The 14,061-nt window shown below is 72.4% G+C and carries 13 protein-coding genes; 10 read left to right on the top strand and 3 right to left on the bottom strand.

All coding sequences use genetic code 11. From position 1 onward, the window contains the following. Nucleotides 1–16: 16 nt before the first annotated feature. A complete protein-coding gene (cofE, locus tag ABZE72_RS06005) occupies nucleotides 17–997 on the bottom strand; it encodes a coenzyme F420-0:L-glutamate ligase (RefSeq protein ID WP_372728115.1) in 981 nt (326 codons plus the stop codon). A gap of 10 nt (nucleotides 998–1,007) precedes the next feature. Further along, nucleotides 1,008–2,009, bottom strand: coding sequence for a 2-phospho-L-lactate transferase (gene cofD / locus ABZE72_RS06000; RefSeq protein ID WP_372728114.1), 1,002 nt, complete (start codon nucleotides 2,007–2,009; stop codon nucleotides 1,008–1,010). 174 nt (nucleotides 2,010–2,183) lie between these two features. Here cofD and ABZE72_RS05995 point away from each other — a divergent pair, with 174 nt between their 5' ends. From ABZE72_RS05995 to ABZE72_RS05985, 3 genes are all read left to right on the top strand, one after another. Further along, nucleotides 2,184–2,468 carry a WhiB family transcriptional regulator gene (locus ABZE72_RS05995; protein ID WP_372728113.1) on the top strand — a complete coding sequence of 95 codons (285 nt, stop codon included), beginning with the start codon at nucleotides 2,184–2,186 and terminating at the stop codon, nucleotides 2,466–2,468. Between the two features lie 110 nt (nucleotides 2,469–2,578). After that, nucleotides 2,579–5,449, top strand: a complete 2,871-nt coding sequence (locus ABZE72_RS05990; protein ID WP_372728112.1) for a glycosyltransferase family 2 protein — start codon at nucleotides 2,579–2,581, stop codon at nucleotides 5,447–5,449. Then, a complete protein-coding gene (locus tag ABZE72_RS05985; RefSeq protein WP_372728111.1) occupies nucleotides 5,446–6,837 on the top strand; it encodes a DUF5719 family protein in 1,392 nt (463 codons plus the stop codon). Before ABZE72_RS05990 ends, ABZE72_RS05985 begins: the two co-directional genes overlap by 4 nt. Here ABZE72_RS05985 and ABZE72_RS05980 read toward each other — a convergent pair. After that, nucleotides 6,834–7,310: a metallopeptidase family protein gene (locus tag ABZE72_RS05980; protein WP_372728110.1), complete on the bottom strand. Its 477-nt coding sequence runs from the start codon at nucleotides 7,308–7,310 to the stop codon at nucleotides 6,834–6,836. The two genes, ABZE72_RS05985 and ABZE72_RS05980, sit on opposite strands and share 4 nt — an antisense overlap. A gap of 49 nt (nucleotides 7,311–7,359) precedes the next feature. Here ABZE72_RS05980 and ABZE72_RS05975 point away from each other — a divergent pair, with 49 nt between their 5' ends. The 7 genes from ABZE72_RS05975 to ahcY all read left to right on the top strand — a co-directional run bounded on the left by ABZE72_RS05975 (nucleotide 7,360) and on the right by ahcY (nucleotide 14,049). After that, nucleotides 7,360–7,719, top strand: coding sequence for a DUF3499 domain-containing protein (locus ABZE72_RS05975; protein ID WP_372728109.1), 360 nt, complete (start codon nucleotides 7,360–7,362; stop codon nucleotides 7,717–7,719). A 43-nt stretch (nucleotides 7,720–7,762) separates the two neighbouring features. Continuing rightward, nucleotides 7,763–9,139: a phosphomannomutase/phosphoglucomutase gene (locus ABZE72_RS05970; protein WP_372728108.1), complete on the top strand. Its 1,377-nt coding sequence runs from the start codon at nucleotides 7,763–7,765 to the stop codon at nucleotides 9,137–9,139. Continuing rightward, on the top strand, nucleotides 9,136–9,312 hold the full coding sequence (locus ABZE72_RS05965) for a Trm112 family protein (protein ID WP_372728107.1): 177 nt from the start codon (nucleotides 9,136–9,138) through the stop codon (nucleotides 9,310–9,312). The genes ABZE72_RS05970 and ABZE72_RS05965 overlap by 4 nt, the downstream gene beginning before the upstream one ends. A 9-nt stretch (nucleotides 9,313–9,321) precedes the next feature. Continuing rightward, nucleotides 9,322–10,353 (top strand): SIS domain-containing protein, encoded by a 1,032-nt coding sequence (locus ABZE72_RS05960; RefSeq protein ID WP_372728106.1) that lies wholly within the window; start codon nucleotides 9,322–9,324, stop codon nucleotides 10,351–10,353. A gap of 29 nt (nucleotides 10,354–10,382) precedes the next feature. Next, the gene (locus tag ABZE72_RS05955) at nucleotides 10,383–11,507 is read left to right on the top strand and encodes an acyltransferase family protein (RefSeq protein ID WP_372728105.1); all 1,125 of its coding nucleotides are present in this window, start codon (nucleotides 10,383–10,385) and stop codon (nucleotides 11,505–11,507) included. Nucleotides 11,508–11,532: 25 nt separating this feature from the next. Then, the gene (locus ABZE72_RS05950) at nucleotides 11,533–12,468 is read left to right on the top strand and encodes a DUF808 domain-containing protein (protein WP_372728104.1); all 936 of its coding nucleotides are present in this window, start codon (nucleotides 11,533–11,535) and stop codon (nucleotides 12,466–12,468) included. Nucleotides 12,469–12,618: 150 nt separating this feature from the next. Next, nucleotides 12,619–14,049, top strand: coding sequence for an adenosylhomocysteinase (gene ahcY / locus ABZE72_RS05945; protein ID WP_372728103.1), 1,431 nt, complete (start codon nucleotides 12,619–12,621; stop codon nucleotides 14,047–14,049). Nucleotides 14,050–14,061: the final 12 nt, after the last annotated feature.

The following is a 14,061-nucleotide window of genomic DNA, read 5'->3' as shown; positions in this document are numbered from 1 at the left end:
TGTGTCGCTCCAGAGTCTACGGAGTCGCCGGTACCAGACGGAGGCAGGCGGAGGAATCCGCGACCGTCCCGGGGTCGGCCTCCTGCCAGCCGTGGGCGAACGCGAGTGCCCGCACGCTCTGCTCCGCCCCCGCGATCGGGCGGACGACGACCTCCCCGTCCTCGTCGGCGACCTCGTGGACCAGACCGGCCAGCGGGCCGGTGAGCAGGGCGACCAGCTCCTCGGCGTCCACGGGGGCGCCGAAGGGTGCCCGGTCCGCGGCGTGGCCGGCCAGTGCCCGGACGACCGCTTCGCGGGCCCCGTAGCCGAACAGGTCGGCACCCTCGGCGCGGACCAGCGCCCGAGCGCCGGTGCCGTCGTCGTCGGGTGCCAGCACCAGGTCGGCGCGACCCCGGACGACGGCGAACGGACGGCCGCCCAGCTTCCCCTGGGCGAGCTCGGCCATCGAGGCGATCTCGTCGGCCACCGCGGGCGCGGTCACCGCCAGCGGGTTGCCGTGCGCGTCCGTACGGCCCTCGAACGACTCCAGGACCCGCAGGCCCGCCGCCCCGACCGCGATGTCGGTCTGGCCCTCCCGCCAGGCGCGACCGGCGGTGTCGGTCACCACGACTGCCACGGTGCGTCCGGTCCGCTCGCGCAGCGCGGCCCGCAGCCGACGGGCCGAGTCGTCCGGGTCCAGCGGCAGCAGGACGATCGTGCCGACGGCCACGTTGGAGGCGTCGATCCCGGCGGCGGCCATGGTCAGCCCGTGCCGCGTGCGGACGATGGTGGTGGGGCCGCGACGGGCGACGACGCGGACGGTCTCGTCGGCGAGCGACTCCTCGCGACTGCCGGCGCGCAGCCGGCCCTCGGACTTGCTCACCACCTTGCTGGTGACCACCACGACATCGCCGTCCTGCAGCTCGACCAGGCCGAGCAGCAGCTCGGCGAGGTCGTCGCCCGGCCGCACCTCCGGTGTCCCGGCGGGGGCGACGACCCGAAGCTCGCCGGAGCTCATCGACCGGCGCTCATCGACTCGTGACCAGCGCGATGGCGGCTGCCGCCATCGCGGCCGTCGCCTCCGGGTCGGTCATCATCAGCGGTACGGCGCGGCAGGGCAGTCCGGCGGCCTCGACCTGCTCGACCAGCTGCGCGTCGCTCTCGTCGACCAGCCAGCCGTCGAGGAGCCCGTCGCTGGTGCGCGAGCCGTAGTGCAGGCCCACGCCCGAGGCGCTGACCTCGACGCCGACGGCGCTCAACATCTGATGGGCCATTCCGCGCACGTGGGTGCCGCCGACGATGGGGGAGAGACCGACCACGGGCGCCTTCGTGGCCACGAGCGCCTCACGGACGCGGGGGACCCCCAGGATCGTGCCGAGGGAGACGACCGGGTTGGAGGGCGGCAGCACGACCAGGTCGGCGTCGGTGATCGCGTCGATCACACCGGGGCCGGGGGCGGCGTCCTCGAGCCCGACCACGACCACGCTCTCGGCCGGCACCGCGGCCCGCAGACGCACCCAGTACTCCTGGAAGTGGACCACGCGGCGGCCGCTCGGGCTCTCGTCGTCGGCGATGACGACGTGGGTCTCGACCCGGTCGTCGGTCATCGGGAGCAGCCGGACCCCCGGCTGCCAGCGACGGCACAGCGCCTCGGTGACGTCGGAGAGCGGGTAGCCCGCATCCAGCATCTGGGTCCGGACGAGGTGGGTGGCGACGTCGCGGTCGCCAAGACCGAACCAGGTGGGCTCCACGCCGTACGCCGCCAGCTCGGTCTTCACACTCCAGGTCTCGTCGCGGCGACCCCAGCCCCGCTCGAGGTCGATGCCGTGGCCCAGCGTGTACATCACCGTGTCGAGGTCCGGGCACACCTTCAGGCCGTGCACCCACAGGTCGTCCGCAGTGTTGGCCACGACCGTCACCCGGGCGTCGTCCCGGACGCCGGGCAGGGACCCGTGGGAGATGCCGTGGAGGAGACCCTGGAGGAAGCGGGCCCCGCCCATGCCGCCGGACAGGACCGTGATGTTCTGCATGCCGTTACCCTCTCGCACCGGAGCAATAGCACGAACGGGTGGTTGCTTCTCATACCAGACAGCCGCTTGACTTCAGGGGTACGACAGGCATGTAATTCCCACAGTGTTCTTCGCGTTTGCTTCCCACTTCTTCCAGTAGGGAGCGGTTCTCGCGAAGGGCCCCAGGTGTGACTGATGCAGGACCGGGTCGAAAGGGCGAGTGCCGTGAGAGAACTCTTTCTCCTCGACGGGGACGCCGAGGAAGCGGGTTGGCAGGATCGGGCGCTCTGTGCGCAGACCGATCCTGAAGCGTTCTTCCCCGAAAAGGGAGGATCTACCAGGGAGGCCAAGAAGGTCTGCCTGACCTGCGAGGTGCGTGACGAATGCCTCGAATCCGCCTTGATGAACGACGAACGCTTCGGAATCTGGGGCGGTCTCTCCGAGCGGGAGCGTCGCAAGCTCAAGAAGCGCGCAGTCTGAGCGGGCGCGCCCCGTCGAGCTGACGGGGCGCACGCGCGCTGCCCCGCGCACCACGGCGAGGACGCCCGCGACGCCCGCAGCGCGCCCGAGGGCCGTTAGGGTTCTCGATCGTGCATGCATCGGTCGCCGCGCTCGTGGTCAGTCATGACGGAGAGCGTTGGCTCCCCGCCGTGATCGAGGGCCTCCGTGCCCAGCACGCCGCGGTCGACCACGTGGTCGCCATCGACACCGGCAGCAAGGACGCCAGCGCCCAGCTGCTCGAGGACGCCTTCGGCTCCGTCACCCGCCTCCCCGGTCTCACCTCCTACCCCGCAGCCGTCGCCGCTGGTCTCGACCAGTTGAGCGCCGACGGCCTCGATCCGGAGTGGATCTGGCTGCTGCACGACGACTCCAACCCCGACCCGGGCGCCCTGGCGGCGCTGCTCGACGCGGCCGCCGACCACCCCGAGGCCGACACCCTCGGCCCCAAGCTGCGTGAGTGGCCCTCGCTGCGGCGCCTGCTCGAGCTCGGGGTCACCATCACCGGCACCGGCCGCCGCGAGACCGGTCTGGAGCGCGGGGAGTACGACCAGGGCCAGCACGACGAGATCCGGGCCGTGCTGGCGGTGAACACCGCCGGGATGCTGGTCCGTCGCCGGGTGCTGCAGTCGCTCGGCGGCTTCGACCCCCAGCTCCCCATCTTCGGCAACGACCTCGACTTCGGCTGGCGCGCCGCCGCCGCCGGCCACACCACCCTGATCGTCCCCGAGGCGGTCGTCTTCCATGCCGAGGCCGCCCACCGGGGCGTCCGGCGTACGTCGTTGACGGGCCGGCACACGCACTACCAGGAGCGCCGGGCCGCCCTCTACACGCTGCTGGTCAACTCCGGGGTCCGGTCGCTGCCCTTCCAGCTCGTGCGGCTCGGGCTCGGCTCCCTGCTTCGCATGGTCGGCTTCCTGCTGGTCCGCTCGGTCGGCGAGGCGCTCGACGAGCTCGCGGCCGTCGTCTCGCTCTACTCCCGGCCCCGTGAGCTCGTGGCCGCCCGCCGCCGCCGGCAGGGTGAGCAGGTGGTGGACGCCCAGCAGGTGAAACATCTGCTCGCCCCCGCCTGGTTGCCCTACCGGCACGGCCTGGACTTCCTGGGCGACCTGGTCGCAGCCGCCACGAACCAGGCGCAGGACGTCGCCGAGCGACGACGCGCTGCGGCCGCCGAACAGCCCGGCGTCGCGGCACCCGTCGTACGCCCGGTCGGCGACGACGACGCCCTCGAGGAGGACTCGGGGCTGGTGGCCCGGTTCCTGACCAGCCCGGTCGCGATCGGTCTCGCGCTGGTCCTGGTGCTCGCGCTGGTGGGAGCCCGGACGGCGTTCGGCGGTGTCGTCGGGGGCGGGATCTCCCCGTTGCCGGAGGACGCAGGGGACTGGTGGCGCCTGCACCTGGAGTCCTGGCACGCGCTGGGCATGGGGACGGCCGTTCCCGCACCGCCGTACGTGCTGGCGCTGGCCCTGCTCGGGACGCTGCTCGGGGGCAGCACCTCGGCCGCGTTGACGGTGCTGTTCGTGCTGGCCGTGCCGCTCGGGCTCTGGGGTGCCTGGCGCTTCCTGCGCGTGGTCGGTCGCCTGGTCTCGCCGTCGGGGGCGCCGCGCTGGCTGCTGCTGGGGAGTGCGACGACCTACGCGCTGGTGCCGGTCGTCAGCGGCGCCTGGGGAGCCGGGCGCTTCGGGGTCGTGGCCGCGGCCGTGCTGCTTCCCTGGTTCGCCCATGCGGCGCTGGGCTTCGCGGACCCCGACCCGGACCGGCGCTGGCGAGCAGCCTGGCGCTCGACCCTGCTGCTCGCCCTGGTCACCGCCTTCACGCCGGTGGCGTGGTTCTTCGCCCTGGGGCTGGGCCTGGTGGTCGTCGCCGCGGCCTTCGCGATCGTTCCCGGCGCGGTCCGCGACCGTTCGGTCTGGGGCCCGCCCGCCACGGCCCTGCTCGCGGTCCCGGTCCTGCTCGTGCCCTGGTGGTGGCCGGCCCTGCTCGCCGACGCCGGTGCCGGGCTGCTGCTGGAGTCCGGAGCCCTGCCGAGCCCCGCCACGGACGCGACCGGACTGCTGGCCGGGCGCCTCGCGGGCCTGGGCGCCCCGGTCGCGGTCGGCTTCGTCCTGCTCGGACTGGCCGTGCTCGCGCTTGCGCCTCGACTCACGCGGATCCCGGTCCTGGTCTGCTGGATCGTGGCCGTGGTGGCCGCCGGGACGGCGGCGGTGCTGGCCACGATCACGCTGGACCTGCCCGCCGGTCCCGTGGTCCCCGGGCTCGGCTTCCTCCTGGTCGTCCTGCAGGGCGCGTTCGTGGTCGCGGCGATGATCGGCACCCAGGGCATCCTGGCGCGCGTCACCTGGCTGCGCACCCTGGCGCTGCGCGGTGCGCTGGGGCTCGTGGCAGCCGTGGCGGTGGCGGTCCCGGCGGTCGGACTCGGCTGGTTCGTCGCGGGTGACGACCACGCCCTCGGTACCGGTGGCCGGGCGGACATCCCGGCGTACATGGTGCAGAGCTCGATGCTCGGTCCCGAGCACGGGATCCTGGTGATCCGCGGGGACGTGGAGTCGGGGCTGACGTACACGGTGCGCCGTGGTGACGGGGTCACCCTGGGCGAGGACGAGGTGCTCGCCCTGACCCCGGCGGACGACGCCCTCACCCGCGACGTCCGCACCCTGACCTCCCGGCCGACGCCCGCGGTCGTCGAGGAGCTGGCCGACCGGGGCATCGAGTACGTCGTCCTGCCCGCCCCCGCCGACGGTGACGTCGCGGCCGCGCTGGACGCCACCGGCGGGCTCGTGCAGGCCAGCGCCGAGAACCGCTCCACCCGCGCGTGGCAGGTGGCGACCGCTCCCGACCCCGAGGCGCTCGACGGTCCCGGCTCGCCACTGCGGGTCGTCCTGCTCGTGGTGCAGGGGATCGCGCTGGTCGTCGTCGCGGTGCTGTGCGCCCCGACCACCAACCGCAGGAGGTCGCGACCTTGAGCACCCCCACGCCCGGACGCCGGTCCTCGAGCGGTGGGCCGGCGCTGGACACCACCACGGTCCTCGCGGTGCTGCTGCCGCTGCTGACCATCGCGGCCCTGCTGCTGGTCCGTCCGGCCGCCGACGAACGGCCCGCTCGTCCTCCCGAGCTCACCCCCCTGTCCCGCGTCCTCCTGGTGTGCCCGGGCGCCGCGGACGGGGCGGCCGGCGAGGTGCGGCTGTCCAGCACCGGTCAGGGCACCCGAGGCACGGCCCGTCTCCGCTCGGAGACCGGGTCCGGTCGTTCCCCGGTCCGGCCGCGTCGAGCGAGCGTGGTCGACGGCGGAGCCGGTCCGCTGGTCGTGGCGGCCGAGGACGCCCTGGCCCCGCACCTGGTCGGCGCCCGGTTCGCCGAACGCCCGCTCGCGCACGCCGCCTGCCGCCCCAGCGCACCGGAGGTGTGGTTCACCGGGGTCGGCGCCGGTGCCCGGCACTCGTCCGTGCTCGAACTGGTCAACCCCGACGCCGGGCCCGCCCTGGCCGACGTGACGACGTACGGCGGAGGCGGGGTGCTCGACGTGCCCCAGCTGCGCGGGGTGGCCGTGCCGGGTCGCAGCAGCGTCCGGCTCGACCTGGCCGCGGTGGTGCCGCGTCGCGGGGAGCTCGCGCTGCGCGTCGTCACCGCCCGCGGTCGGATCGCCGCCTCGGTCCTGGACCGGTACGACGCCCTGGGCGCCGGACCGACGACCGCGGAGTGGCTGCCCGGCCAGGGGGAGCCCAGCACCGCTAACACGCTGCTGGGCCTGCCCGCCGGCTCCGGTCAGCGGATGCTCGTCCTCACCAACCCCGGCGAGGACGAGGCCCGGGCCTCGTTGCGGGTGATCGACGAGGAGTCGGTCTTCACCCCCCAGGGCACCCGGGAGATCCGGGTCCCCCCGGGCAGCGTCAAGCGGGTCAAGCTGACCGGCGAGCTGCTCGCCGTCCTCCGCGAGGGCGCGCTGGGGCTGCAGGTCGACGCCACGTCCCCGGTGACCGCGACCGTGCGCTCCCTGACCGGGGGCGACCTGAGCCACGCCGTGGCGGGGCCGACGGTCACGGAGTCCGCGACGGTGCTCGTCCCGGAGGGCGACAAGCGGCTGCTGCTCGCCGGGGCCGACGCGGTCGGGGTGGTCACGGTGACGGCGTGGTCGGCCTCCGGCAAGCGCCTGACCCGGCAGCGGACCGAGCTGCAGCCCGGCCGCGGTGCCGATGTCTCGCTGCCCGAGGGGGCCGTGATCGTCACCGTCGAGGTCGAACGCTCGAGCGTCGTCGCCTCGGTCCTGGTCGCCGGTCGGGGGGTCGCGGTGGCGCCGATGGTCGAACAGGTCCGCAACGGGCTGGTCGCCGACGTCGCTCCCGGCCTGCCCTAACCGTCGCTGTCGTAGCGGGGGTCGACCTCCGCGGCGTCGATGCCGAGCAGCTCGGCCACCTGCTCGACCACCACGGTGAGCACCATCGCCTCGAGATCGGCCCGGCTCTCGCAGCGGTGCTCGATCGGGCGTCGGAAGATCACCAGCCGGCTGGGCGTCGCGCCGCTGCCCCGCACCAGCGAGGCGAGCGGCACGGTCTGGGAGTCCCAGTCGTCCGGGATCTGCGGGGCGTCCTCCACGGCGTACTCCACCAGGCCGAGGCGGTCCTGCCAGCGGCTGTCGATCTCGGTGACGATCCCCAACGCCAGCTGGTCGAAGCGCTCGCGGGCGGTGCGCAGCTCCGGACGTCCGGGCACCCGCGGGAAGACCCCCGGGCCCCGCATGCCGCGGCCCCGGCGGTCGCGGACGCGCGGACCGGACCGGCGTCCGGACGGGTCCGGGAGGCCGCCCGGAGTCGAGGTCGCGTCATCCACGCCGCGAGCCTAATCGGAGCCGGTCGCGGGGGCGGGTACCGTCTGGCCCGTGAGCCCTGTCCGTCGTTGTTCCCGCACCGCTTGCGGTCACGCCGCGGTCAACACCCTCACCTACGTCTACGCCGACCAGACCGCCGTGCTCGGGCCGCTCGCGACCTACGCCGAGCCGCACGCCTACGACCTCTGCGTCGCGCACAGCGAGCGACTCTCGGCCCCCCGGGGCTGGGAGGTGCTCCGGCTCGCCTCCGACCTCAAGGAGCCCGGCCCGACCGGCGACGACCTGCTGGCCCTGGCCGATGCGGTCCGCGAAGCGGCACGCCCCGCCCCCGTACCGCGTCTCGCGCCCGCCGAGGAGACCGGTCGCGAGGTCGGTCGGCGCGGGCACCTGCGGATGCTCACGACCGACTGAGCCTGTGATCCGCAGCACCGGCGCGCACGGTTAGGCTCTCGGCATGGCTGACACGTTGGACCCCTCGAATCTCGACGCGATCTTCAAGGCGTACGACGTCCGCGGTCTGGTGCCCGAGCAGATCGACGAGGAGCTCGCCCGAGCCACCGGCACGGCCTACGTCGAGGTCGTCGGCGCCAGGACCGTCGTGGTGGGTCACGACATGCGCGCCAGCTCCCCGGGGATGGCCGGCGCCTTCGCCGACGGCGCGAGCGCAGCCGGCGCCGACGTGATCATGGTCGGGCTCGCCTCCACCGACCAGCTCTACTTCGCCTCCGGACACCTGGGGCACCCCGGCGTGATGTTCACCGCGAGCCACAACCCCGCCCAGTACAACGGCATCAAGATGTGCCGCGCCGGTGCCCAGCCGATCGGCATGGAGACCGGGTTGGGGGAGATCCGCGACGCGGTTGCGGCTCGTCGTACGCCGCCGCCGGTGCGCCCCGGTGCCATCAGCCACCACGACGTGCTCGAGGCCTACGCCGCCCACCTGGTCTCGCTGGCGCCGGTGCGGGGTCGTCGGCTGAAGGTGGTCGTCGACGCCGGCAACGGGATGGCCGGCTACACCGCGCCCGCCGTCTTCGGACGGGTCGGCGAGGGCCGGCTCGAGATCGTGCCGATGTACTTCGAGCTCGACGGCGACTTCCCGAACCACGAGGCCAACCCGATCGAGCCGGAGAACCTGGTCGACCTGCAGAAGCGGGTGCTGGCCGAGGGGGCCGACATCGGCCTGGCCTTCGACGGCGACGCCGACCGCTGCTTCCTGGTCGACGAGACCGGACGCGCCGTCTCGCCCTCCACCCTGACTGCCCTGATCGCCGCCCGGGAGCTGGCCAAGGAGCCGGGCGCCACGATCATCCACAACCTGATCACCAGCCGGGCCGTGCCCGAGATGGTGACCGAGCTGGGCGGCAAGCCGGTGCGGACCCGGGTCGGTCACTCCTACATCAAGGCCACGATGGCCGAGACCGACGCCGTCTTCGGTGGCGAGCACAGCGGGCACTTCTACTTCCGCGACTTCTGGCGGGCCGACTCCGGCATGCTCGCCGCGCTGCACGCACTGGCGGCGCTCGCCGAGACCGACCGGCCGTTGTCGGAGCTGCTCGGCGACTACGAGCGCTACGTCGTCAGCGGCGAGATCAACTCCACCGTCACCGACCAGGCGGCGGCCACCGACCGGATCGAGCGCGCCTGGGCCGGTCGGCCCGACGTCGAGCTGGACCGGCTGGACGGGCTGACCGTCACCCATCCGGACTGGTGGTTCAACGTGCGCCCCTCGAACACCGAGCCGCTGCTGCGGCTCAACGCCGAGGGCAGGGACCAGGCCACCATGGTCGAGGTCCGCGACAGCGTCCTTTCCATGATCAGGAGCGACCGATGAGCTCGAACTTCACCCTCGACCCGGCCCTGTTGGCGATCATCGTCTGCCCCCAGTGCCGAGCGGGGCTCCAGCCCACCGAGGACGAGCTCGTCTGCACCGGGTGCGGGCTCGCCTACCCGGTCCGCGACGACATCCCCGTCCTGCTGGTCGACGAGGCCCGCACACCGAACTGAGGACACACCATGGCGAGCTGGTTCGACGAGTCCCGACTCGATGACGAGACCGCGCTGGCACAGGCCGACCCGGTCCTGCGCGAGCTCGCGCAGTCCGGGGCCCGGGTCCGCCGCGAGGCGAACGATGCCGCCGAGGCGGCCACCGAGGCCGTGACCCGTAGCCAGGACAGCGGACGTCCCCGTGCCGTGATCGCCGCCGGGCCGGACTCCCGCCTGCTCCGCGCGGTGCTCGAGCCCTGGTGCCCGGTGCCGTTCGTGGCGTGGCCGGCCCCGGCGCTGCCCGGCTGGGCCGGCAGCCTGGACCTGGTGGTCGTGCTCGCCCCGGACGGCTCCGACGCGGGCACCGCCTCGGCCGTCTCCGAGGCCGTGCGCCGGGGCTGCCAGGTCGTCGTGGCCTGCCCGCCCGACTCCCTGGTCGCCGACCACGCCGCCGGTCGCTGGTCGACCGTGCTGCCCACCGTCACCCGTGACCAGCTGGCCACCGCGGTCGTGATGCTCGACTACCTCGACCGGGTCCAGCTCGGTCCGCGCGCCGATGCCGAGGGAGTGGCCACGGCCCTCGACACGGTCGCGATGCGATGCTCTCCGCACACCGACCTGGCGACCAACCCGGCGAAGATGCTGGCGATCTCGCTCGCCGACAGCAACCCGCTGGTGTGGGGTGGCTCGGTGCTGGCCGCCCGGGCCGCCCGCCGGGTCGCCGAGTCGATCCGACGGGCCAGCGGACGCACCGCCCTGGCAGGTGACGCCGAGCACCTGCTGCCCGTGATCGAGGCCGCCCGTCAGCACAACGTCTTCGACGACCCCTTCGCCGAGGGACCTGCCGAGCTGCGCCCGATGCTGGTCGTGCTCGATGACGGCGCGGAGGAGGCCGTGGTGCGCGAGCAGCGCGGGCGCCTGCTGGCGGCTGCCTCGCAGCGGTCGGTGCGGGTGGAGACGGTGACCACGGACGCGCCCACCGAGGTGGCCCGGTACGCCTCGCTCCTGCTCCAGGGCACCTACGCCGCGGAGTACCTGCGGATGGGTCTGGTCGAGGATTGATCCGGCGCAGGCGCGGGTAACGTCCCCGAGTGCCTGCTCCAACACCCTCTCGGGACCCCTGGTTCGACAACGCCAAGATGGCGCTGGTCACGCTCGTGGTCGTGGGCCACGCGTGGACCCTGCTGCCCGACACCCGGCTGAACACCCACCTCTACGACTTCCTGTACGCCTGGCACGTGCCGGCGTTCGTGTTCGTCACCGGCTACCTGTCCCAGCGCTTCCACTGGACGCCGCAACGGCTGTGGGCGCTGGTGAAGACGGTGGCCGTGCCGTACGTCGTCTTCGAGGCGGCCCTCGCGATCTTCCGGGTCAAGGTCGGAGGGGAGGAGCTCGAGGATCTGTTCACCGACCCGCACTGGCCGATGTGGTACCTCTCCGCCCTCTTCTTCTGGCGGCTGTTGACGCCGATCTTCCGACCGCTGCCCGGCGCAGTCGTGGTCGCGATCGGGCTCAGCCTCGCCGCCGGCCTCTGGGCCGGGGACACCTTCGACGTCGCCCGGATCATGGGGCTGCTGCCGTTCTTCGTGATGGGCCTGAAGGCGACCCCCGAGCGCCTGGCCCTCCTGCGTCAGCGCAGGGTGAAGCAGGCCGGCGTCGCCATCCTCGTCGCGCTCGCGGTCGTCTCGCTGTCGATCGACTCGTGGGCCAGCACCGAATGGCTGTACTACCGCTCCACCTACGGCCAGATGGGCTCCTCGGATCTCGAGGCCATCGGCATCCGCACCGCGATGCTGACGATGGGCACCCTCGGGGCGTTCTCCTTCCTGTCCCTGGTGCCGCGCGTGCACGGGTGGTTCACCCGGATGGGCGCCTGGACGCTGGTCGTCTACCTCTTCCACGGCTTCGCCATCAAGGGCGCCGCGTACGCCGGCTACTCCGACTGGGCCGACGACCACGCGATCGTCTCCTTCGTGCTGACCTCGCTCCTGGCCGTGCTGCTGGCCCTGGGGCTGGCGCTCACCCCGGTCGCTCGCCGGCTCAACGCTGCCGTCGACCCCGTAGGGACCGCCGAGCGGAAGGTCAAGGCGACCCTGGCCCCGGACGACGAGGACGAGGACAAGGACGGGAGCAAGGGCGAGGGCGAGGACGGGGACGGGGACGACGACGGGGTCGGCACCCGACGTGCGAGCGGAGAGCCGGTCCGGCTCGGCTGAGACGGGTGCGGTTACTCTTCGCGTCATGGCTGGTGGACTGTTCGCGCTCTTCGACGATGTGGCGGCGTTGGCCCGACTGGCAGCCGCTTCGGTCGACGACGTGGGTGCGGCGGCAAGTCGGGCGAGTCTGAAGGCCGCCGGGGTGGTCATCGACGACACCGCGGTGACGCCCCAGTACGTGCACGGCGTTGCCGCCGAGCGCGAGCTCCCCATCATCAGGAAGATCGCCGTCGGGTCGCTGCGCAACAAGCTGCTGGTCATCCTTCCCGCGGCGCTGCTGCTCAGCCAGTTCCTGCCGTGGCTGCTCACCCCGATCCTGATGCTCGGTGGCACCTACCTCTGCTACGAGGGCGCCGAGAAGATCTGGGAGAAGGTCAGCGGGCACGGCCCGGGCGAGGTCCCGATGGCGACCCAGCAGGGTCCCGAGGCCGAGAAGCACCTGGTCTCGGGGGCGATCCGCACCGACTTCATTCTCTCGGCGGAGATCATGGTGATCTCCCTCAACGAGGTGATCGACGAGTCGTTCTTCTCGCGAGCCATCATCCTGGCCGTGGTCGCCGTCGGCATCACCCTGCTGGTCTACGGCGTGGTCGGACTGATCGTGAAGATGGACGATGTCGGCCTCAGCCTCAGCCAGCGAGACTCGGCCTCGGCCAAGAGGTTCGGCCTGGGCCTGGTCAACGCGATGCCCAAGGTGCTGGCCGTGATCGCCGCCGTCGGCACCGTCGCCATGCTCTGGGTGGGCGGGCACATCTGGCTCGTCGGCCTGGACGACCTCGGGTGGCACGCGCCCTACGACCTGGTGCACCACCTCGAGGCGGGCGTGCACGACGCGGTTGCGAGCATCGGCTCCCTCCTCGGGTGGCTGGTCAACACGGCGGCCTCGGCCGTCGTCGGTGTCGTCGTCGGTGCCGTCGCGGTCACGCTCGTGCATCTCGTACCGCGCAAGTCCCACGGCTGACCGAGGCCCGCGGCGGTCCCGACGGCCGGGCCCGAGGATTCCCACAACCAACCACAGGCGTCTTACGCTGGCCGGGTCCGCGTGGGAGATCCCGACGACGTGCAGACGCATGACGCAGACGCGAGCTCCACACTCTCAAGGAGACAATTGATGGACTACAAGGTCGCCGACCTCAGCCTGGCCGACTACGGCCGTACGGAGATCGCGCTCGCCGAGCACGAGATGCCCGGCCTGATGGCCATGCGCGAGCGCTACGGCGCGAGCAAGCCGCTGGCAGGCGCCCGCATCGCGGGCTCGCTGCACATGACGATCCAGACCGCGGTGCTGATCGAGACCTTGGTGGCTCTCGGCGCCGAGGTGCGCTGGGCGTCCTGCAACATCTTCTCCACCCAGGACCACGCCGCGGCCGCGGTCGTCGTCGGCCCGAACGGTACGCCCGACGACCTGCAGGGTGTGCCGGTCTTCGCCTGGAAGGGCGAGAGCCTCGAGGAGTACTGGTGGTGCACCCAGCAGATCCTGCAGTGGCCCGGTGACTCGTTCGCGAACATGATCCTGGACGACGGCGGCGACGCGACCCTGTTGGTCCACCTCGGTGTCGAGGCCGAGAAGACCGGCGTCGCGCCGGACCCGGCCACCGCTGCCAGCCACGAGCAGAAGATCATCTTCGACGTCCTCAACGCCTCGCTCGCCGAGAGCCAGGACCGCTGGACGAGCATCGCCGGCGAGCTCAAGGGCGTCACCGAGGAGACCACCACCGGTGTGCTGCGTCTCTACGACATGATGAAGGAGGGGTCGCTCCTCTTCCCCGCCATCAACGTCAACGACTCGGTCACCAAGTCGAAGTTCGACAACAAGTACGGCTGCCGCCACTCGCTGATCGACGGCATCAACCGGGCCACCGACGTGCTCATCGGCGGCAAGGTCGCCGTCGTCTGCGGCTACGGCGACGTCGGCAAGGGCTGCGCCGAGTCGCTGCGCGGCCAGGGCGCCCGGGTCATCGTCACCGAGATCGACCCGATCTGCGCGCTGCAGGCGGCCATGGACGGCTACCAGGTCTCCACGCTCGACGACGTGCTCGGCGAGGCGGACATCATCATCACCGCCACCGGCAACAAGGACGTCGTCACCGTCGAGCAGATGACGCAGATGAAGCACAACGCGATCCTCGGCAACATCGGCCACTTCGACAACGAGATCGACATGGCCGGCCTGGAGTCGTACGACGGTGTGGTCCGCAAGAACGTCAAGCCGCAGGTCGACGTGTGGACCTTCCCCTCGGGCAACGCGATCATCGTGCTCTCCGAGGGACGCCTGATGAACCTCGGCAACGCGACCGGCCACCCGTCGTTCGTGATGTCGAACTCGTTCACCAACCAGGTGCTCGCGCAGATCGAGATCTTCACCAAGCCCGAGGAGTACCCGGTCGGCGTCTACGTGCTGCCCAAGCACCTCGACGAGGAGGTGGCTCGCCTGCACCTCGCCTCGCTCGGCGTGAAGCTGACGACGCTCACCGACTCGCAGGCCGCCTACCTCGGCGTCGACGTGAAGGGCCCGTACAAGTCCGACCAGTACCGCTACTGATCCCACCCGGCA

Source organism: Nocardioides sp., from assembly GCF_041600255.1.
GTDB lineage: Bacteria > Actinomycetota > Actinomycetes > Propionibacteriales > Nocardioidaceae > Nocardioides.
Note: the sequence above shows the minus strand (reverse complement) of the source record. Positions and strands in the feature narration are given on the sequence as shown.